General features: G+C 64.0%; 18 protein-coding genes. 9 read left to right on the top strand and 9 right to left on the bottom strand.

Translation table 11 applies throughout. The features are described from left to right. Positions 1–150: 150 nt before the first annotated feature. The 7 genes from HU766_RS15820 to bioB all read right to left on the bottom strand — a co-directional run bounded on the left by HU766_RS15820 (position 151) and on the right by bioB (position 7172). A complete protein-coding gene (locus tag HU766_RS15820) occupies positions 151–1956 on the bottom strand; it encodes a phenylacyl-CoA dehydrogenase (RefSeq protein ID WP_033703087.1) in 1806 nt (601 codons plus the stop codon). A 317-nt stretch (positions 1957–2273) separates the two neighbouring features. Beyond that, on the bottom strand, positions 2274–2588 hold the full coding sequence (locus tag HU766_RS15815; protein ID WP_033703088.1) for a hypothetical protein: 315 nt from the start codon (positions 2586–2588) through the stop codon (positions 2274–2276). Positions 2589–2700: 112 nt separating this feature from the next. After that, positions 2701–3381 (bottom strand): dethiobiotin synthase, encoded by a 681-nt coding sequence (bioD, locus tag HU766_RS15810; RefSeq protein WP_033703090.1) that lies wholly within the window; start codon positions 3379–3381, stop codon positions 2701–2703. Between the two features lie 10 nt (positions 3382–3391). Beyond that, positions 3392–4210, bottom strand: a complete 819-nt coding sequence (bioC, locus tag HU766_RS15805; RefSeq protein ID WP_186658631.1) for a malonyl-ACP O-methyltransferase BioC — start codon at positions 4208–4210, stop codon at positions 3392–3394. After that, positions 4203–4934: an alpha/beta fold hydrolase gene (locus HU766_RS15800; RefSeq protein ID WP_186658628.1), complete on the bottom strand. Its 732-nt coding sequence runs from the start codon at positions 4932–4934 to the stop codon at positions 4203–4205. Before HU766_RS15800 ends, bioC begins: the two co-directional genes overlap by 8 nt. After that, entirely contained in the window at positions 4919–6112 is a 1194-nt protein-coding gene (bioF, locus tag HU766_RS15795) for an 8-amino-7-oxononanoate synthase (protein ID WP_186658623.1), read from the bottom strand. The genes HU766_RS15800 and bioF overlap by 16 nt, the downstream gene beginning before the upstream one ends. A gap of 1 nt (position 6113) precedes the next feature. Beyond that, a complete protein-coding gene (gene bioB, locus HU766_RS15790; protein ID WP_033703095.1) occupies positions 6114–7172 on the bottom strand; it encodes a biotin synthase BioB in 1059 nt (352 codons plus the stop codon). 89 nt (positions 7173–7261) lie between these two features. Between bioB and HU766_RS15785 the strand changes: the two genes are divergently transcribed. From HU766_RS15785 to rarD, 4 genes are all read left to right on the top strand, one after another. Beyond that, positions 7262–7993, top strand: coding sequence for a ComF family protein (locus HU766_RS15785; protein WP_186658621.1), 732 nt, complete (start codon positions 7262–7264; stop codon positions 7991–7993). Between the two features lie 276 nt (positions 7994–8269). Then, on the top strand, positions 8270–9034 hold the full coding sequence (locus HU766_RS15780; protein ID WP_186658619.1) for a TOBE domain-containing protein: 765 nt from the start codon (positions 8270–8272) through the stop codon (positions 9032–9034). A gap of 69 nt (positions 9035–9103) precedes the next feature. Beyond that, positions 9104–10078: a serine/threonine protein kinase gene (locus HU766_RS15775; protein ID WP_186658597.1), complete on the top strand. Its 975-nt coding sequence runs from the start codon at positions 9104–9106 to the stop codon at positions 10076–10078. A 64-nt stretch (positions 10079–10142) separates the two neighbouring features. After that, a complete protein-coding gene (gene rarD / locus HU766_RS15770; RefSeq protein WP_033703099.1) occupies positions 10143–11030 on the top strand; it encodes an EamA family transporter RarD in 888 nt (295 codons plus the stop codon). A 247-nt stretch (positions 11031–11277) separates the two neighbouring features. Here the strand turns inward: rarD and HU766_RS15765 are convergent, their stop codons facing one another. Further along, positions 11278–11796: an ACT domain-containing protein gene (locus tag HU766_RS15765; protein WP_033703100.1), complete on the bottom strand. Its 519-nt coding sequence runs from the start codon at positions 11794–11796 to the stop codon at positions 11278–11280. A gap of 453 nt (positions 11797–12249) precedes the next feature. Here HU766_RS15765 and HU766_RS15760 point away from each other — a divergent pair, with 453 nt between their 5' ends. Next, the gene (locus HU766_RS15760) at positions 12250–14427 is read left to right on the top strand and encodes a malate synthase G (RefSeq protein WP_186658583.1); all 2178 of its coding nucleotides are present in this window, start codon (positions 12250–12252) and stop codon (positions 14425–14427) included. Positions 14428–14470: 43 nt separating this feature from the next. Here the strand turns inward: HU766_RS15760 and HU766_RS15755 are convergent, their stop codons facing one another. After that, entirely contained in the window at positions 14471–14914 is a 444-nt protein-coding gene (locus HU766_RS15755) for a response regulator (RefSeq protein WP_186658581.1), read from the bottom strand. A 186-nt stretch (positions 14915–15100) separates the two neighbouring features. Here HU766_RS15755 and HU766_RS15750 point away from each other — a divergent pair, with 186 nt between their 5' ends. The 4 genes from HU766_RS15750 to HU766_RS15735 all read left to right on the top strand — a co-directional run bounded on the left by HU766_RS15750 (position 15101) and on the right by HU766_RS15735 (position 19353). Further along, positions 15101–17038, top strand: a complete 1938-nt coding sequence (locus tag HU766_RS15750) for a putative nucleotidyltransferase substrate binding domain-containing protein (protein WP_095065455.1) — start codon at positions 15101–15103, stop codon at positions 17036–17038. Next, positions 17035–17745 (top strand): 3'-5' exonuclease, encoded by a 711-nt coding sequence (locus HU766_RS15745; protein WP_186658578.1) that lies wholly within the window; start codon positions 17035–17037, stop codon positions 17743–17745. Before HU766_RS15750 ends, HU766_RS15745 begins: the two co-directional genes overlap by 4 nt. A gap of 136 nt (positions 17746–17881) precedes the next feature. Further along, the gene (locus tag HU766_RS15740) at positions 17882–18400 is read left to right on the top strand and encodes an RNA polymerase sigma factor (RefSeq protein ID WP_047583689.1); all 519 of its coding nucleotides are present in this window, start codon (positions 17882–17884) and stop codon (positions 18398–18400) included. Continuing rightward, positions 18397–19353: a FecR family protein gene (locus HU766_RS15735; protein ID WP_186658574.1), complete on the top strand. Its 957-nt coding sequence runs from the start codon at positions 18397–18399 to the stop codon at positions 19351–19353. Before HU766_RS15740 ends, HU766_RS15735 begins: the two co-directional genes overlap by 4 nt. Positions 19354–19413: the final 60 nt, after the last annotated feature.

The raw sequence follows: 19413 nt of genomic DNA, 5'->3' as shown, positions 1-19413 counted from the left end.
TCCAACCCGGCAGATCAATAGTGGCATTGTGCCCTTATTTCATCGGCAGCGCGCGTGAACAGTTGAATACCCGCTGGCAATGCCCTGGCCCCGAAACGAAAAAACCCGCCTGCCGGTGAGGGCAGGCGGGTTTTTTCTACAGCTTATGGGTCAGTAAGACAGACCGAAGTGCTCTTCTTCCATCGCCATCAGGTTACCTGCACCCGACAGCATCGCCGCCACATGGGTACGGGTACGCGGCAGGATGCGCTGGAAGTAGAAGCGCGCGGTCTGCAGCTTGGCGGTGTAGAACGCCACTTCTTCAGTACCGGCAGCCAGCTTTTCGGCAGCCAGGCGGGCGATGTCAGCCCAGAAGTAGGCCAGGCAGGCATAACCGGAATACATCAGGTAATCGACCGAAGCGGCACCCACTTCTTCGCGATCTTTCATGGCGGCCATACCGACCTTCATGGTCAGCTCGCCCCATTCCTTGTTGATGGCCGCCAGCGGCTCGACGAACTCTTTGACCGCCTCGACGCCTTCTTGCGCCTGGCAGAACTTGTGCACGATCTTGGTAAAGCCCTTCAGCGCTTCACCTTGGGTCATCAGCACCTTGCGGCCGAGCAGGTCGAGGGCCTGGATGCCGGTAGTGCCTTCGTACAGCATGGAGATACGGCTGTCGCGCACGTTCTGTTCCATGCCCCACTCGGCGATGAAACCATGGCCGCCGTAGATCTGCACGCCGTGGTTGGCGGCCTCGAAACCGACTTCGGTCATGAAGGCCTTGGCGATCGGGGTCATGAAAGCCAGCAGCGCGTCAGCTTTCTTGCGCTCTTCTTCGTCCTGGCTGTACTTGACGATGTCGACCTGCTTGGCGGTGAAGTAGACCATGGCGCGGTTGCCTTCAGCGAAGGCTTTCATGGTCAGCAGCATGCGGCGCACGTCTGGGTGGACGATGATCGGGTCGGCCGCCTTTTCAGGGGCTTTAGGGCCGGTCAGCGAGCGCATCTGCAGGCGCTCACGGGCATACTTCAGGCCGCCCTGGAAGGCCACTTCGGCATGGGCCAGGCCTTGCAGTGCGGTGCCCAGGCGAGCGGTGTTCATGAAGGTGAACATGCAGTTCAGGCCTTTGTTGGCCGGGCCGATCAGATAGCCGGTTGCGCCGTCGAAGTTCATCACGCAGGTGGCGTTACCGTGGATGCCCATCTTGTGTTCGATCGAGCCACAGCTCACGGCGTTACGCTCGCCGGCAGCGCCTTCGGCGTTGGGCATGAACTTCGGCACGATGAACAGCGAGATGCCTTTGGTACCAGCCGGGGCATCGGGCAGGCGGGCCAGCACGATATGGACGATGTTGTCGGCCATGTCGTGCTCGCCAGCGGAAATGAAGATCTTGGTGCCCGACACTTTGTACGAACCGTCAGCCTGAGGCTCGGCCTTGGTACGCAGCATGCCCAGGTCAGTGCCGCAGTGCGGCTCGGTCAGGCACATGGTGCCGGTCCACTCGCCGGAAACCAGCTTGGTCAGGTAGACCTCTTGCTGCTCAGGCGTGCCGTGCTCGGAAATGGTGTTCATGGCGCCATGGGACAGGCCTGGGTACATGCCCCACGACCAGTTCGACTCACCAACCATCTCGCTCAGGGCCAGGCCCAGCGATTCCGGCAGGCCTTGGCCGCCGTGGGCAACGTCATGCGCCAGGCTCGGCCAGCCACCCTCGACAAACTGCTCGTAAGCCGCTTTGAAGCCGGTCGGCGTCTTCACGCCCGACTCGCTCCAGGTGCAGCCTTCCTGGTCGCCAACGCGGTTCAGCGGGGCGAGTACCTGCTCACAGAATTTCGCGCCTTCTTCAAGGATCGCGTCGACCATGTCGGGCGTGGCGTCCTCGCAACCCGGCAGGCTCTGATAATGCGCTTCGTAGCCGAGCAGCTCGTCGCGAACGAAACGGATATCACGCAAGGGGGCTTTGTAGTCAGGCATTGCGGTGAACCTCTGTGATGAGTTCGGGGGTGATCGGTACTACCGACAAGCTCTTGGCGGCTTTCGATCAAACAGTTGTTTGAAACTTACGTTTAGCACGCGCGGATGTCAAGAAGGGACGATGGTGCCATTTACGTCACGAAAAATGACGTTTCGGCCACTGCACGACGATCAGTGCCTGAAATGCACAGGCTGCGGGAGCGGGTTTACCCGCGAACAGGGCCTCCCAGACGATAAAGGTGTCTGATCGGACGCATTCGCGGGTAAACCCGCTCCCACAGTGTTGAAAGGAGGTGTTTTACAGGGGAAGCCAGAAATCAGGCGTAGGTGTCGATGATCCGACCGAGCATTTCGTCGGAAGCCTTGACGACTTTTGCGCCAAGCTCGACTTCATGCTTGCCCAGTGCCAGTTGCACGGTACTGGTCGCCATGTCCATTTGCTGGCTGCGATCAACCGCGCGCAGGCGTTCTGCCTGAAAGTCGCTGGACTGGCTGGTGGCAGTGCGCTCGGCACTGTTGTTGGCAATCTGGCTGGTGTTGGCAATCTGGCTGGCGGCTTGATCAACGCGGTTCTGGCCGGTCTGGATTGCGCTCAGGCCCGCGTAGTAGGCGGAGCTACCGGTGATTTCCATGTCAGGACTCCATTGACGCTGGATGACGAACAGGCCTAATTAAAGCAGGCGACGGCAGAAAAGGCCCGTTTAAATCGTTAATGGCCCAGTGCCAGTCGATAGACAGCGGCGGTTAATCGAGCAAATCAAGCTGTAAATGCTCCGCCACCATGTCGGCACTCGCCTGCTTCAACTTGGGCACCCGCCCCAGGCAAGGCGCGGGCAACCGCTCGGCGAGGCTGGCCAGGTTCTCTTCCAGGCGCGACGTGCGCGGTTCGATGATGTTCGCCACCCAGCCCGCCAATTGCAGCCCGTCGCGGGCGATCGCTTCGGCGCTGAGCAAGGCATGGCTGATACAGCCCAGGCGTACCCCCACCACCAGAATCACCGGCAGTTTCAGGGCGATGGCCAGGTCAGACAGGTTGGCCTGGCCCGACAACGGCACGCGCCAGCCACCGGCGCCTTCAATCAAGGTGAAGTCGGCGTTTTGCTGCAGCACGTTGCGCATCGCCGCCAGCAGCTCGGGCACGCCCAGCGTGACGCCAGCCTCACGGGCCGCGACATGGGGTGCGATCGCAGGCTCGAAGGCAAACGGGTTGACCTGTTCGTACGGCAACTTGATCGAGCTTTCATCGATCAGCGCCTGCGCATCGCTGTTGCGCAAGCCCTTTGGGGTTACCGTGCAACCGGACGCCACCGGCTTGGCCCCCAAGGTGCTCATGCCTTGCAACCGCGCCGCATGCAGCAGGCCGGCGGCAATGGTGGTCTTGCCGACGTCGGTATCGGTACCGGCAATGAAATAGGCCTGGCTCATCTGACTCCCCTTACCCCTGTGGCTTGCGCAACACACCATAGACCACTTGATAAGTGGCTGGCAGCCCCTGGGGCTGGCGAAATGCCTCATATGCCTGCAACAAGCTTTGCATGCGCGCGCGGCCGGTCAGGCCCGAGGGGCGGCCCGGGTTGATGTTGTGGGCGCCAAGGGCCTTCAGTTCGTGGGTCAGGCTGCGTACATCCGGGTAGTGCAGCACATGCGCACGCTGCTGCAGCGTCACGTGCTGCAAGCCACTGCCGGCGCACAGGCGCTGGTAATCGTCGAAGCGGCGGAAGCGGTTGACGTGCACCAGGCCATCCACCGCCTGCCAACTGGCGCGCAGCTCGTCCAGGGTACCGACGCACAGGCTGCTGAACGCCAGCACACCGCCTGGGCGCAGCACCCGCCGCGCCTCATCCAGCACACTGGCGAACTGCCCACACCACTGCACTGCAAGGCTGGAGAACACCAGGTCGACGCTGGCCTCACGCAGCGGCAGGCGCTCGGCATCGCCGACCACGTGGTACTGGGCGCCGCCCTGCTCATGCCGGGCATGGCGCAGCATGCCTTCGGCGATATCCACCGCCACGCCACTGGCCTGCGCGAAGCGCTCGGCCAGCACCCGGCTGAAGTGCCCGGTGCCGCTGCCCAGGTCAAGCCAGCGCGACGGTGCCAGCCCCGCCGGCAACTGGCCCAGCAGGCTCATGCCAACGTCGCGCTGCAAGGCCGCGACGCTGTCGTAGCTGGCCGCCGCGCGGGAAAACGAGGCCGCCACCTGGCGCTTGTCCGGCAGTGCGCCGGGCAGGGTCGGACGGGAAAGGTCAGTCATCGCCACTCTCATGCAGGAAACTCTTGATGCCCGCCGCCAGCTCCTGTGGGTACTCCAGCAGGAAGGCGTGGGAACTCTCTTCGACCAGGCCGACTTCCACGTCCGGCAACAGTTCGCTCAGGGCCTTGGCGGCCTCCGCCGGTACCAGCGCATCGCTACCGGCGAACAGGTGCAGTTGCGGCCCGGCGAAGTGTTGCAGGGCTGCGCGGGTGTCCAGTTGCGCCAGCACCTGCAAGCCGGTGGCAAGGTAAAGCGGGTCGGTGTCCGGCACCCCTACGCCAAGCTGACGCAGCAACGTACGCGGTTGCAGGGCACCGTCGCTGCACAAGCTGCGAAAGCGCTTGAGCGTCACCTGGGTGTGGCTGCGGCAACCGTCGAGGAAGGTGCCGAAGGTGTCGTCGGCCATGCCGTGGGGCCAGTCCGGCCGCGCCACGAAGCTGGGGTTGCTGCCCAGGGTCAGCAGGCCGCAGCAGTGATCACCGCGCCTGCTTGCCAGCTCACTGGCCAACATGCCGCCGAGCGACCAGCCGCCCAGCCACGTATCAGTCGGCAGCTTGCGATCGAGGTGGTCGACCCAGGCCTGCACATCGGCCTCGGCCAGTTCCGGCAGGGGCATCAGCTCGACCTGCAGGCGTGCATCCTGGGCCCTGAGGCTGGCAGCCAGTGGCTCCAGCGCAGCGGTGCCCAGGCCCCAGCCGGGCAATAGAATCAGTCGATTTCGCATCGGCGCTCTCCAGTGGTGCGCTCCAGTTGTGGATAACACTCGGCCAATGCATTCAACAATAGCTGCACCTGCGCCTCACTGTGCGCGGCGCTCAGCGTCACCCGCAGGCGCGCGCTGCCGGCGGGCACGGTGGGTGGGCGGATCGCCGTCACCAGCAAGCCCCGCTCGCGCAACATCTGTGACAGGCGCAGGGCCTGGGCGCTGTCACCGATCATGATCGGCTGAATCGGTGTGGGGCTGTCCATCAGCTCCAGGCCGATCTGCTGGGCGCCCTGGCGGAACTGGCGGATCAACGCGGCCAGGTGCTCGCGGCGCCAGGTTTCGCGGCGCAGCAGCTCCAGGCTTTTAAGCGTGGCACAGGCCAGCGCCGGGGGCTGGCTGGTGGTGTAGATGTAAGGCCGGGCGAACTGCACCAGCGCCTCGATCAACGCTTCGCTACCGGCAACAAAAGCGCCTGCCGTGCCGCAGGCTTTGCCCAGGGTGCCGATCAGCACGGGTACATCATCCACACCCAAACCAAAGTGCTCGACGATACCGCCACCCTGGGCCCCCAAGGTCCCCAGGCCATGGGCATCATCAACCATCAGCCAGGCGCCGCGGGCGCGGGCGGCCTTGGCCAGGGCCGGCAAATCGGCAAGGTCGCCATCCATGCTGAACACCCCGTCGGTCACCACCAGGGTATTGCCCACGGCCTTGTCCAGGCGGCTGGCCAGGCTGGCCGGGTCGTTGTGCAGGTAGCGGTTGAAACGGGCACCACTGAGCAGCCCGCCATCCAACAGCGAGGCGTGGTTGAGGCGGTCCTGCAGCACCGTGTCGCCCTGCCCCACCAGCGCAGTGATGGCGCCCAGGTTGGCCATGTAGCCGGTGGAGAACAGCAACGCGCGCGGACGCCCGGTCAGCTCTGCCAACGCCTCTTCGACCTGGTGGTGCGGCGTGCTGTGGCCAATCACCAGGTGCGACGCGCCGCCACCGACACCCCAGCGTTCGGCGCCGGCCTGCCAGGCGGCGATCACCTCCGGGTGATTGGCAAGGCCCAGGTAATCATTGCTGCAAAACGCCAACAGCGGCTGGCCATCGACCACCACTTCAGGCCCCTGCGGGCTCTCCAGCAGTGGCCGCTGCCGATACAGGTCTGCAGCGCGCCGTTCGGCCAGGCGCGCTGCCAGGTCAAAGGCCATCTCAGGCCGTTGCTGCGTTGTAGAACATCTCGCTGCTGCGCTGTTCGACCAGCGCCTGCTCGATGGCTGCCTGGTGCACTTCATCGGCGTGCTCTTCGCGGGCCTCAGGCTTGATACCCAGGCGGGCGAACAGCTGCATGTCCTTGTCAGCCTGCGGGTTGGCGGTGGTCAGCAGCTTCTCGCCATAGAAGATCGAGTTGGCGCCCGCCATGAAGGCCAGGGCCTGCATCTGCTCGTTCATCTGCTCACGGCCGGCAGACAGGCGCACATGCGACTTGGGCATCAGCAGGCGGGCCACCGCCAGCATGCGGATGAAGTCGAACGGGTCGACATCTTCTTCTTCGGCCAGCGGCGTGCCCGCCACCTTGACCAGCATGTTGATCGGCACCGACTCCGGGTGCTCGGGCAGGTTGGCCAGCTGGATCAGCAGGCCGGCGCGGTCATCCAGCGACTCGCCCATGCCGAGGATGCCGCCAGAGCAGATCTTCATCCCGGCATCACGCACATAGGCCAGGGTTTGCAGGCGTTCGCTGTAGGTGCGGGTGGTGATGATGCTGCCGTAGAACTCGGGCGAGGTGTCGAGGTTGTGGTTGTAATAGTCGAGGCCGGCCTGGGCCAGCGCCTGGGTCTGGTCCTGATCGAGCTTGCCGAGGGTCATGCAGGTTTCCAGGCCCATGGCCTTGACCCCTTTGACCATCTCCAGCACGTAGGGCATGTCCTTGGCCGACGGGTGCTTCCACGCCGCGCCCATGCAGAAGCGGGTCGAGCCAATGGCTTTGGCGCGGGCGGCTTCTTCCAGCACCTTCTGCACTTCCATCAGCTTCTGTTTTTCCAGCCCGGTGTTGTAGTGGCCGGACTGCGGACAATATTTGCAATCTTCCGGGCAGGCGCCGGTCTTGATCGACAGCAGGGTCGAGACCTGCACGCGGTTTGCGTCGAAATGCGCGCGGTGCACGGTTTGCGCCTGGAACAGCAGGTCGTTGAATGGTTGCTGGAACAGCGCCTTGACCTCGGCCAGGGTCCAGTCGTGACGTGTTGTTGCAGTTGTGCTGGCGCTCATCGGCGTTTCCTTGTTTAGGCTGTAACTGGCGCCGGGACAGGAATGCCCGCCAGCGCATCACGGATAGCTCGCATAGTCATGGAAGGCCTATGAACTGTCAACCCAACCTGAAAGCACTGGTTTACAAGTGTGTAAATATTAACCAACACTGTCTGCTCTGCGACGCCCCTGCCGAACAGGCGTACCCACTGTGTGTCGCCTGCGAACAGGCGTTGCCTTGGTTGCAGGACTACTGCCTGCGCTGCGCACTGCCTTTGCCCATGGCCAACCTGACCTGCGGCCAATGCAGCCGCCGGGCGCCGGCGTTCGACCAGGTCATCGCGCTGTGGCATTACGGGTTCCCGGTAGACACGCTGATCAGCCGCTTCAAGCACAAACGCCAGTGGCCGCTGGGGCGGTTGATGGCCGAATTGCTCGGCCAGGGCCTGCAACATCGCTATGCAGAAGGCCTGGCGCAACCTGACCTGCTGTTGCCTGTGCCCTTGGCCAAGCGTCGACTGCGTGAGCGCGGCTTCAACCAGGCCGGCATGCTGGCGCGCTGGTTGGCGTCGCAGTTGGGCATCGATTGCGACGAGAGGCTGCTGCTGCGTACACGCGAGACCCAGGCGCAGCAGCACCTGGATGCCAAGGCCAGGCGCCGCAACCTGCGCCAGGCGTTCTGCGTCACCGGGCACAAGGCACTGGCGGGGAGGCATGTAGCGGTGGTCGATGACGTGCTGACTACCGGCACCACCGCCCAGGCGATTGCCCAGGTGTTAACCAAGGCCGGGGCACGCCGGGTCGATGTGTATTGCCTGGCACGCACCCCCAAGCCCTTGTAGGAGCGGCCTTGCGTCGCGAAAGGGTCGCGCAGCGGCCCCCGGATTTCAGCGTCGCTGCTAGTCTCGGATTTCAGCGTCGCTGCTAATCCCGGATTCCAGCGTCGCCGCTAAAATCGATGGGGGCCGCTGCGCAGCCCTTTCGCGACGCAAGGCCGCTCCTACACCAATCAGGGCCATGCAACCAATCAGGGCCATGCAACCAAATCAGGGCCATGCAACCAATCAGGGCCATGCTATAAAGCAACGACCTTGCATCAACCACTGATTATCCTGCCCATGTCCCTACCCGCCCTGCTCACCCAGCACATCGCCCGCCGCCCGCAACGCATCGCCCTGCTCCAGCATATCGCCGAACAAGGCTCGATCACACGCGCCGCCAAGGCCGCAGGCGTCAGCTACAAAGCCGCCTGGGACGCCATCGACGAGCTCAACAACCTGGCCAGCCAGCCCCTGGTCGAGCGCAGCACCGGCGGGCGTGGCGGCGGCGGCGCACGCCTGTCGGTCGAAGGCGAACGCGTGCTGCGTCTTTATCAACGCCTGCAGGCCCTGCAGGCACAAATCCTGGAAGCGGCCGAAGAGTCCAGCGACCTCGACCTGCTCGGGCGCCTGATGCTGCGCACCAGTGCGCGCAATCAGCTGCAGGGCAAGGTCAGCGGCCTACGCCGTGAAGGCCGGCATGACTGCGTAAGCCTGGCGCTGGGTGGTGGCCTGGAGATCGAGGCGCTGATTACCCACGACAGCACCGCGCGCCTGGAGTTGACCCTGGGGACAATGGTGGTGGCGTTGCTCAAGGCCGGGTGGGTGCAACTGCTGGGGGATGGCGATGACGCCGACGCGGGCAGCAACTGCCTCAAGACAACGGTGGAACACGTGCTGGCGGACGCTGACGGGCCCAGCGAAGTACGGCTGGCGCTGGGCAATGGGCAGACATTGTGCGCGTTCGCCGAAAAGGCGTGGTTGACGCGCAATCGGATTCAAACGGGCAGCCAGGTACGGGCACAGTTCCATCCTTCTTATGTGCTGCTGGGGGTGCCGGTGTAGCTTGGCCGCACCGTTTGGCAAGGTGGAATGCGTTACCATGGCTGCACGCCGCCTATCCCCGGAGCCACCATGTCACACCCCTTCGTCACCCTCACCCCCGACTTGGTCCTGGATGCCGTGGAAAGCATCGGCTTTCTCAGCGATGCCCGGATCCTGGCGCTGAACAGCTACGAAAACCGCGTCTACCAGGTAGGCATCGAAGACTCACAACCGCTGATCGCCAAGTTCTACCGACCTGCCCGCTGGAGCGATGCGGCGATTCTTGAAGAACACCGCTTCACTGCCGAGCTTGCCGACTGTGAAGTGCCCGTGGTCGCGCCTCTGCAGCACGACGGCCGCACACTGTTCGAGCACCAGGGTTTTCGCTTCACACTGTTCCCCCGCCGTGGCGGCCATGCACCAGAACCCGGCAACCTCGACCAGCTCTATCGCCTCGGCCAGTTGCTCGGCCGCCTACACGCCGTTGCCGCCACACGGCCGTTCGAGCATCGCGAAGCGTTGGCTGTGGACAACTTCGGCCACGCCTCCCTGCAAACCCTGCTGGAAGGCAACTTCGTCCCGCGCGAATTGCTGCCCGCCTTCGAGTCCGTGGCCCGCGACCTGCTGAAACGGGTCGAGGATATCTACGCGCGCACCCCACACAAGGTGATGCGCCTGCACGGCGACTTGCACCCGGGCAACCTGATGCATCGCGACGAGGTGTATCACGTGGTCGACCTCGACGACTGCCGCATGGGCCCGGCGGTGCAGGACCTGTGGATGATGCTCGCCGGCAGCCGCGAAGAACGCCTCGGCCAACTGGCAGAGCTGATCGACGGCTACAACGAGTTCCACGACTTCGACCCACGCGAGCTGCCCCTGATCGAGCCGCTGCGCGCCTTGCGCCAACTGCACCACAGCGCGTGGCTGGCGCGGCGCTGGGACGACCCGGCATTCCCGCGAAGCTTCCCGTGGTTCGGCCAGCCGCGCTACTGGGGCGACCAGATTCTCGCGCTGCGCGAGCAGATGGCAGCCCTCGATGAACAACCGCTGAAATTGTTCTAGAAGTGCGCTGACCTCTGTCTACAATAGGCGTCGCTTTATTTAGCTACCTAAGCAAGGATTCTGCATGCACGCCGCAAACCCGCAACGCGGGTACATCCTAGGCCTCAGTGCCTACATCATCTGGGGCCTGTTCCCTCTCTACTTCAAAGCGATCCAGAGCGTGCCGGCGGTGGAGATCATCGTCCACCGGGTGCTCTGGTCGGCCTTGTTTGGCTCGCTGCTGTTGCTGGTATGGAAGCACCCCGGCTGGTGGCGCGAACTGCGCGACAACCCGCGCCGGCTGGCCATCCTGGCGCTGAGCGGCGCGCTGATCGCTGGCAACTGGCTGACCTACGTATGGTCGGTGAACAATGGCCGCATGCTCGAAGCCAGCCTTGGCTACTACATAAACCCGCTGATCAACGTGCTGCTGGGCATGCTCATCCTGGGCGAGCGCCTGCGCCGCCTGCAATGGCTGGCAGTGGCCATGGCGGCGGTGGGCGTGGCCCAGCAGGTATGGCAGGTCGGCAGCCTGCCCTGGGTCTCGCTGGTACTGGCGCTGACCTTCGGCTTCTATGGGCTGATCCGCAAACAGGCGCCCGTGGCAGCGTTGCCGGGCCTGGTGGTGGAAACCTGGATGCTGGTGCCCCTGGCCCTTGGCTGGCTGTTGCTGCACCCCGCCGCGATGAGCGCGCAGGGCGCGTTCTACACCAGCAGCGAAGCGTTGTGGTTGATGGCGGCAGGGCCGGTAACGCTGGTGCCGCTGGTGTGCTTCAACGCTGCCGCACGCCATCTGCCGTATACCACGCTGGGCTTCCTGCAGTACCTCGCCCCGACCCTGGTGCTGCTGCAGGCGGTGCTGCTGTTTGACGAGCATTTGTCGTCGAGCACGCTGGTGGCGTTCGTGTTCATCTGGGCGGGTTTGGCGATATACAGCGTCGATGCCTGGCTGAATTTGCGCAAGCGCGCCTGATCAAAAAACGATCAAAACTCTGCAGGGCACGTGGGTCGTGGCCTGCAGAGACATCTCCAGAGGTTATCCACACCCTCGTCCCCGTGCTTTGTGCACAAGCTGCTGAATTCTGGGCGTTTTTTGATCAAACCTTTGCAGGCCTTGATGCGCGTGGGCTGGAGACGTGCGCCCCCAGGTTATCCACAGGGCCGTACCTGTAAAACGGGGGATAACCCTGAGGCCGCAAAGCGGCCCCAGCCATCGCGGATCACTCTTCCGCCCGCAGCTCCAACTCCACCATCAAATCATCCGCCAGGCTCTCCAACCGCTGCTGCAGTTCGTCCAGCGACAAGGTCAACGGCAGCGCCAACAATGCATTGGCATGAAACAACGGCTCACTGCTCATCGGTGCAGGCCGCACTTCAGTGGTAAAGCGCTCCAGGTTCACCCCAAGCTCGGCCAGCAGCCGGGTGATATCGCGCACGATCCCGGGCCGGTCATTACCCACCAGCTCCATGGCGATAGGCTTCCAGGTGCACGATGGCTCGATGCCGCTCTCGGCAATCAATACACGAATATCGTAGCGGGCCAGGGCCTGCAGCGACGCGACCAGTTCTGCATAATTTTCCGCCGGCACCGCCACCCGCAGGATGCCGGCGAACTGCCCGGCCATGCGCGACATGCGGCTTTCCAGCCAGTTACCGCTGTGGTCGGCGATGCATTGGGCAATGCGTTCGACCTGGCCGGCCTTGTCAGGGGCAATCACAGTGAGTACAAGATGATCCACAAGCCCTTCCTCTGTGTCGAACCGCGCTGGGCGGCGATAAACCGGGGGATCGATTGAGTATAGGCAAGGCGCGGCAACCTGCCGCAGGGCAATCGACATGACTAATCGTGTACTGTTTCAAGATTTATCTGGAACAATCCACCTGTTTTTTGCGAACATACCAATTCCCAGCGTGACCATACGCGACCAACGGGTCGCACAACGACGCTTTTAGTCTGATTTTGCCCCGCCTACTGCTTCATGTAGTATCCCGTGGCGCGGACTACAAAACGTCGTTTGGATGTCTGCCAAGGCGCCTGTGAAAATACGCACACTGCCCGCCAGCCCGTCTGGCAGGCCGCACCCAGCCGCCCTCGGGTTCATCCGACCTGGGCACGCACTGGTGCCGTGTTTAGAGAAGCGCTACAGGCTTAATACAGAAGAGCGAAATAGCTGAGCAGAGTGAGGCAAGCAATGACTGGATACGTTCAAGTCGGTGGCCTTCAGGTCGCCAAGGTCCTGTACGACTTCGTGAACAACGAAGCCATCCCCGGGACCGGCATCGTCGCCGAGCAGTTCTGGGCAGGTGCAGAGAAGATCATCAATGACCTCGCTCCAAAGAACAAAGCCCTGCTCGCCAAGCGCGACGAGCTGCAAGCCAAGATCGACGCCTGGCACCAGGCACGCAAAGGCCAGGCCCATGACGCCGTAGCCTACAAAAGCTTCCTCCAGGAAATCGGCTATCTGCTGCCACAAGCCGACGATTTCCAGGCCACCACGCAGAACGTGGACGAAGAAATCGCCCGCATGGCCGGCCCACAGCTGGTAGTGCCGGTGATGAACGCCCGCTTCGCCCTGAACGCCGCCAACGCCCGTTGGGGTTCGCTGTACGACGCCCTGTATGGCACCGATGCCATCAGCGATGAAGGCGGCGCCGAGAAAGGCCAGGGCTACAACAAAGCCCGGGGCGACAAGGTTATTGCCTTTGCCCGCGCCTTCCTCGACGAAGCCGCGCCACTGGCTGCAGGCTCGCATGTCGATTCCACGGCCTACAGCATCAAAGCCGGCAAGCTGGTCGTCGCCCTCAAGGGCGGCAGCAACAGCGGCCTGCGTGACGATGCCCAACTGATCGGCTACGTCGGCGATGCCGCCGCGCCGACCTCCGTGCTGCTCAAGCACAACGGCCTGCACTTCGAAATCCAGGTCGATGCCAGCACCCCGGTTGGCAGCACCGATGCCGCCGGCGTCAAAGACATCCTGATGGAATCGGCACTGACCACCATCATGGACTGCGAAGACTCGGTCGCGGCCGTGGACGCCGATGACAAAGTCATCGTCTACCGCAACTGGCTGGGCCTGATGAAAGGCGACCTGGCCGAAAGCGTGAACAAGGGTGGCAAGACCTTCACCCGCACCATGAACCCAGACCGCGAATACGCCGCGCCAAACGGTGGCACCGTCACCCTGCACGGCCGTTCGCTGCTGTTCGTGCGCAACGTTGGCCACCTGATGACCAACCCGGCGATCCTCGATGCCCAAGGCAATGAAATCCCCGAAGGTATCCAGGACGGTCTGTTCACCAACCTGATCGCCCTGCACAACCTCAACGGCAACACCAGCCGCAAGAACACCCGTACCGGCAGCGTCTACATCGTCAAGCCGAAGATGCACGGCCCTGAAGAAGTGGCCTTCGCCGCTGAAATCTTCAGCCAGGTCGAAGACCTGCTGGGCATGCCGCGCAACACCGTCAAGGTCGGCATCATGGACGAGGAGCGCCGTACCACGGTCAACCTCAAGTCCTGCATCAAGGCCGCTGCCGAGCGCGTGGCGTTCATCAACACCGGCTTCCTCGACCGCACCGGTGACGAAATTCACACCTCCATGGAAGCCGGCGCCGTCGTGCGCAAGGGCGCCATGAAGAACGAGAAGTGGATCGGCGCCTACGAGAACAACAACGTCGACGTCGGCCTGGCCACCGGCCTGCAAGGCCGTGCGCAGATCGGCAAAGGCATGTGGGCCATGCCCGACCTGATGGCTGCCATGCTCGAGCAGAAGATCGCCCACCCGCTGGCCGGTGCCAACACCGCCTGGGTACCTTCGCCGACCGCCGCTACCCTGCATGCCCTGCACTACCACAAGGTCGATGTGCAGGCGCGTCAGCGCGAGCTGGCTACGCGCACCCCGGCTTCGGTCGACGACATCCTGGCCATCCCGCTGGCCGCCGACACCCACTGGTCGGCCGAGGAGATCCGCAACGAGCTGGACAACAACGCCCAGGGCATCCTTGGCTACGTGGTTCGCTGGATCGATCAGGGCGTGGGTTGTTCGAAGGTGCCGGACATCAACAACGTCGGCCTGATGGAAGACCGCGCCACCCTGCGCATCTCGGCCCAGCTGCTGGCCAACTGGCTGCGCCACGGCGTGGTCAACGAGGCGCAGGTGCTGGAAAGCCTCAAGCGCATGGCGGTGGTGGTCGACCAGCAGAACGCTGGCGACCCCCTGTACCAACCGATGGCGCCGAGCTTCGACGACAACGTCGCGTTCCAGGCGGCCGTGGAGCTGGTGATCGAAGGTGGCAAGCAGCCGAACGGTTATACCGAGCCGGTACTGCACCGTCGCCGTCGCGAGTTCAAGGCGCGTAACGGGTTGTAAGTCACATCTGCGTACGGGGGCCGCTTTGCGGCCCCCCTACCCATCACCCAATCTTCAGTTCTTTCTTCACCAGCTCCAGCAGTTTGCCCAGGTCCACCGGCTTGAGCAAAAAGTCGACCACCCCCAGGTGCATCACGTCTACCGCCTCTTTCACATCGGTGTCGCCCGACACCACGATGATCGACAACGCCGCCCGCTCCGACTTACGAATATACCGGATCAGATCCAGGCCATCCTTGGGCTCCATGCGCAGGTCAGTGATCACCAAGGCGATCCTCGGCTCGTAATGCAGCTTGAACATCGCCTCCTGGACCCCGTCGGCCGTCATGCAGTCGATGCCTCTGCTTTTCAGGTACAGGCTCAAGGCCTCGCTGTTCACTCGGTTGTCATCCACCACCAGAACCACAGGCTTGGGCGCAATAGGCGCCACCAGCCCGGCCAGTGCCTCGCGTTCGGCGTCACTCAGGATGTCGTCATGCTCAACCATGGTCGTCTCGTCAAAAAGTCTTGCTCACCGGTAAGACCGCGCTTTGCGATATTGATCACACGCCGCCCATAGACTTACGTCCAATGGGCACCACACCTCAGCCAGCCGACCATGGGGACCGAGAACAACAAGGCCGGCACCTATATATAGATATATATAGTTCGGCGTAGCGATACGGTCAGTGTCATGAGTAAAAAGGACGCCTACAGCCAGGCGGGCAGGACGGCTGTGCTGCAGAACATACAAGGTACGTTGCAGTTTCTGCAGCGCTTCCCACCCTTCAACCAGATGGAGCACAGCCACCTGGCGTATCTGGTCGAGCAGTGCCAGCTGCGTTTCTATGCCAGTGGCGAAAGCATCGTCAAACCCGCCGACGGCCCGGTCGAGCACTTCTACATCGTCAAACAAGGGCGCGTGGTCGGCGAACGCCAGCACCTGGTCAAACCCGGTGTGGAGACCACCTTCGAGATCACCAGCGGCGAGTGCTTCCCCCTGGCCGCCCTGCTTGGCGAGCGCGCCACCCGCACCGAGCACCTGGCCGGTGAGGACACCTTCTGCCTGCAACTGAACAAGGCCGCTTTCATCCGCGTCTTCTCCCTGTCGGAAGCCTTTCGCGACTTTGCCCTGCGCGGGGTCAGCAGCCTGCTCGACCAGGTCAACCAGCAGGTGCGCCAACGCGCCGTGGAAACCCTCGGCACCCAGTACTCGCTGAACACCCCCCTGGGCGAGCTGGCCATGCGTCACCCGGTGGTGTGCAACCCCGACACGCCGCTGCGCGACGCCGTGCGGCTGATGCACGAGCAGCAGGTCGGCAGCATTGTCGTGGTCGACCCCCAGCGCTACCCGATCGGCATCTTCACCCTGCGCGACCTGCGCCAGGTGGTGGCGGGCGCGGATGCCGACCTGGGCGCGCCCATCGACCGGCACATGACCGCCAGGCCGTTCTACCTCAGCCCGCAGGCCAGTGCTTTCGATGCCGCCATGGCCATGACCGAGCGGCATATCGCGCATGTCTGCCTGGTGGACAACCAGCGCCTGTGCGGGGTGGTTTCCGAGCGTGACCTGTTCTCCCTGCAACGTGTCGACCTGGTGCACCTGGCGCGTACCATCCGCCATGCCCCGCGCCTGGACACCCTGGTGTCGCTGCGCGGTGAGATCAGCCAGCTGGTCGAGCGCATGCTCGCCCATGGCGCCTCGTCGACGCAGATCACCCAGATCATCACCTTGCTCAACGACCACACAGTCTGCCGGGTGATCGAACTGGCCATAGCCGAACGCGGCGACCCAGGCGTGCCGTTCAGCTGGCTGTGCTTCGGCAGTGAGGGGCGGCGCGAGCAGACCCTGCACACCGACCAGGACAACGGCATTCTGTTCGAGGCCCGCGACAGCGCCGAAGCCGACGCGATCCGTGCCCGCCTGCTGCCCCTGGCGCAGTACATCAACCAGTGCCTGGCACAGTGCGGCTTTACCCTGTGCAAAGGCAATGTCATGGCCGGCAACCCCGCGCTGTGCCTGTCACGCGGGGAATGGGCGCGGCGCTTTGCAGGATTCATCCGCGAGGCAAGCCCCGAAAACCTGCTGGGTTCGAGCATCTATTTCGACCTGCGCGTGGTCTGGGGTGACGAGCAAGGCTGTGAACAACTGCGCCAGAGCCTGCTGGCCCAGGTCGCCGACAACCGCATTTTCCAGCGTATGATGGCCGACAACGCCCTGCGCCAACGCCCACCGGTGGGGCGCCTGCGCGAATTCGTGCTGACCCGCCAGGGCAACGACAAGGCCGCCACCCTCGACCTCAAGGTGCAAGGCCTGACGCCCTTCGTCGATGGTGCGCGCCTGCTGGCCCTGGCCAACGGCATCGGCGCCTGCAACACCCTCGAACGCCTGCGCCAGCTGGTGCAGAAGGGCATCATCGAACCACTCGACGGTGCGGCTTACGAAGAGGCCTACCACTTCATCCAGCAGACCCGCATGCAGCAGCACCAGCGCCAGACCCGCGATAACCTGCCCTACTCCAACCGCGTCGACCCCGACAGCCTCAACCACCTGGACCGACGCATCCTGCGTGAGTCGCTGCGCCAGGCCCAGCGCCTGCAAAGCAGCCTGGCCTTGCGGTACCAGCTATGAGCCTGTTCGCCTGGCTGCGCCCCAGCCTGCCCACGCTGGACGACACCGCGCGCCAACGCCTGGCGCAGTTGCCCAAGCCGGCTGCGCTGGGGGTGTGCACGTTGCGCGAACAGCGCTGGGTGGTGCTGGACCTGGAAACCAGTGGCCTCAACCCCAACCGCGACCAGGTCCTGTCGATCGGTGCCGTGGCCATCGAGGACGGTGCCATCGACTTTGCCCAGCAGTTCGAACGCACTCTGTACCGCCCCTCCCAGAAGACCAACGCCAGTGTGCTGATTCACGGGCTAGGGCCCAGTGCCCTGGCCGCGGGTTGCGACCCAGTCGAGGCGTTGATCGACCTGCTCGACTTCATTGGCGACAGCCCGGTGTTGGCGTTCCATGCGCCTTTCGATCAGCGCATGCTGGCGCGGGCGCTCAAGGAAAGCCTGGGCTATCGCCTGCAGGTGCCGTTCCTGGATGTGGCTGAACTGGCGCCGATGCTCAACCCCGACACGGTACTGCGCGAAGCCGGGCTGGATGACTGGGTCGCCCGCTTTGGCCTGCAGGTTGAAGAGCGCCACCATGCCAGCGCCGATGCCCAGGTCACTGCCGAACTGGCGTTGATCCTGTTCAGCCAGGCTCGCCGCCAGCAGCTCGACAGCCCGTTGCAACTTGAGCAGCGGTTGCGCGGGTGGCGGCGGCGTGCGGCACAGAGTCACGGTTTGTAGGGCTTGGATGATTCAGCGCCTGGAAGCCCCGCCCTGGTGGCAATCCGATAAGCGTCCATTGCGCGGCGCCCCCCGCCTCTGCAACAATCGCGAATAATTATCGTTAGTTAATGCATTCGTTCCGGGGGGACGCTGCTTGTCTTCTGCACACAGCCCACACGCCGAGCTGGTCGGTGCGCTTTACCGCGATCACCGCAGCTGGCTGCTCGCCTGGCTGCAACGCAGCATGGCCTGCCGCCAACGTGCCGAAGACCTGAGCCAGGACACCTTCGTGCGCCTGCTCGGCCGCGAGCAACTAGACACGCCCCGCGAGCCGCGCGCCTTTCTGGCCGCCGTGGCCAAGGGGCTGCTGTTCGACCACTTCCGCCGCGCCGCACTGGAGCAGGCCTACCTGGCCGAACTCGCCCACCTGCCGGAAGCCGAACAGCCCTCCCCCGAAATCCAGCACCTGATTCTCGAAGACCTCAAGGCCATCGACCGCCTGCTTGGCAAGCTGTCGAGCAAGGCCCGTGCGGCCTTCCTGCATAACCGCCTGGACGGCATGGGCCACGCCGAAATCGCCGAGCGCCTTGGTGTTTCGGTCTCGCGGGTACGCCAGTACATCGCCCAGGGCATGCGCCAGTGCTATGTGGCCTTGTACGGGGAGCCGACGTGAACGGTTCACCGGTCTCGTCGCGGGTGCTGGATGCAGCCATTGCCTGGAAGCTGAGCCTGGACCAGGGCAGCGGCACGCCAGATGAACGCAGTGAGTTCATGCGCTGGCACGCTGCCAGCGAAGAGCATGCCCGCGCCTGGCGCCAGCTGGGTTGCCTTGACCAGCGCGTCAGCGCCGCTGCCGGGCCCGCGCGCCAGGCGCTGCTGCAATCGCGTGCCGGCTTGCGCCGGCGCATCGGCAAGGTGGGCGGTGGCCTGGCGGGCATGTTCCTGCTGGGTTCGTTGCTGGCTTGGGTCGGCGCCCCGTCGCTGTCAGCGCACTACTGGCTGGCCGACCAACGCACCGCCACCGGCGAGCTGCGCACCCTGCGCCTGGAAGACGGCACCTTGCTGAGCCTGAACACCCACACAGCAGTGGACATCGACTACGCAGGCGCGCAACGGGTGATCGTGCTGCACCAGGGTGAAATCTCGGTCGAGACCGGCCACCAAGACCCACGCCCGTTGCTGGTACGCACCGACGACGGCCGCCTGCGCCCGCTGGGCACGCGCTTCCTGGTGCGCCGTGAGGCCAACGGAACACGCCTGGAAGTGCTGCAGGCCTCGGTCGCGGCCATGCCGCTGAACAGTGGTGACGAACAGGTATTGCGCGAAGGCCAGCAGGTGCTCATGGATGCCAACGGCCTCGGCCAGGTCGGCACGGTCGACGTCGGTGCCGATGCCTGGACCCGCGGCATGCTGGTGGTGGACAACGTACGCCTGGCTGACCTGGTCGCTGCCCTCGGCAAGTACCGCAGCGGCCACCTCGGGGTGGCAGACGAGGTCGCCGACCTGCGTGTTACCGGCAGCTTCCCGCTGACCGACATCGACCTGGCCCTGGCATCGCTGGTGCCGGCACTGCCGGTGAAGATCGAGCGGCATACCCCGTGGTGGGTAACGGTTCAGCCCCAGTAGTAGCGGCCTGTGGCCGCCCTGCAAACAATCTCGCTTTTTTCATGACACCCCCCTGTCACT

Source organism: Pseudomonas sp. SWRI77 (genome assembly GCF_014269105.1).
Classification (GTDB): domain Bacteria; phylum Pseudomonadota; class Gammaproteobacteria; order Pseudomonadales; family Pseudomonadaceae; genus Aquipseudomonas; species Aquipseudomonas capeferrum.
Note: the sequence above shows the minus strand (reverse complement) of the source record. Positions and strands in the feature narration are given on the sequence as shown.

Excerpts from the sequence above, each read along its gene's own strand:
- HU766_RS15780 (WP_186658619.1), top strand. The coding sequence starts at position 8,270 with ATGTCCCTACCCGCCCTGCTCACCCAGCACATCGCCCGCCGCCCGCAA.
- HU766_RS15755 (WP_186658581.1), bottom strand. The coding sequence starts at position 14,914 with ATGGTTGAGCATGACGACATCCTGAGTGACGCCGAACGCGAGGCACTG.
- HU766_RS15820 (WP_033703087.1), bottom strand. The coding sequence starts at position 1,956 with ATGCCTGACTACAAAGCCCCCTTGCGTGATATCCGTTTCGTTCGCGAC.
- HU766_RS15815 (WP_033703088.1), bottom strand. The coding sequence starts at position 2,588 with ATGGAAATCACCGGTAGCTCCGCCTACTACGCGGGCCTGAGCGCAATC.
- HU766_RS15745 (WP_186658578.1), top strand. The coding sequence starts at position 17,035 with ATGAGCCTGTTCGCCTGGCTGCGCCCCAGCCTGCCCACGCTGGACGAC.
- rarD (WP_033703099.1), top strand. The coding sequence starts at position 10,143 with ATGCACGCCGCAAACCCGCAACGCGGGTACATCCTAGGCCTCAGTGCC.
- HU766_RS15750 (WP_095065455.1), top strand. The coding sequence starts at position 15,101 with ATGAGTAAAAAGGACGCCTACAGCCAGGCGGGCAGGACGGCTGTGCTG.
- HU766_RS15760 (WP_186658583.1), top strand. The coding sequence starts at position 12,250 with ATGACTGGATACGTTCAAGTCGGTGGCCTTCAGGTCGCCAAGGTCCTG.
- bioD (WP_033703090.1), bottom strand. The coding sequence starts at position 3,381 with ATGAGCCAGGCCTATTTCATTGCCGGTACCGATACCGACGTCGGCAAG.
- HU766_RS15800 (WP_186658628.1), bottom strand. The coding sequence starts at position 4,934 with ATGCGAAATCGACTGATTCTATTGCCCGGCTGGGGCCTGGGCACCGCT.
- bioC (WP_186658631.1), bottom strand. The coding sequence starts at position 4,210 with ATGACTGACCTTTCCCGTCCGACCCTGCCCGGCGCACTGCCGGACAAG.
- HU766_RS15775 (WP_186658597.1), top strand. The coding sequence starts at position 9,104 with ATGTCACACCCCTTCGTCACCCTCACCCCCGACTTGGTCCTGGATGCC.
- bioB (WP_033703095.1), bottom strand. The coding sequence starts at position 7,172 with ATGAGCGCCAGCACAACTGCAACAACACGTCACGACTGGACCCTGGCC.
- bioF (WP_186658623.1), bottom strand. The coding sequence starts at position 6,112 with ATGGCCTTTGACCTGGCAGCGCGCCTGGCCGAACGGCGCGCTGCAGAC.
- HU766_RS15785 (WP_186658621.1), top strand. The coding sequence starts at position 7,262 with ATGAACTGTCAACCCAACCTGAAAGCACTGGTTTACAAGTGTGTAAAT.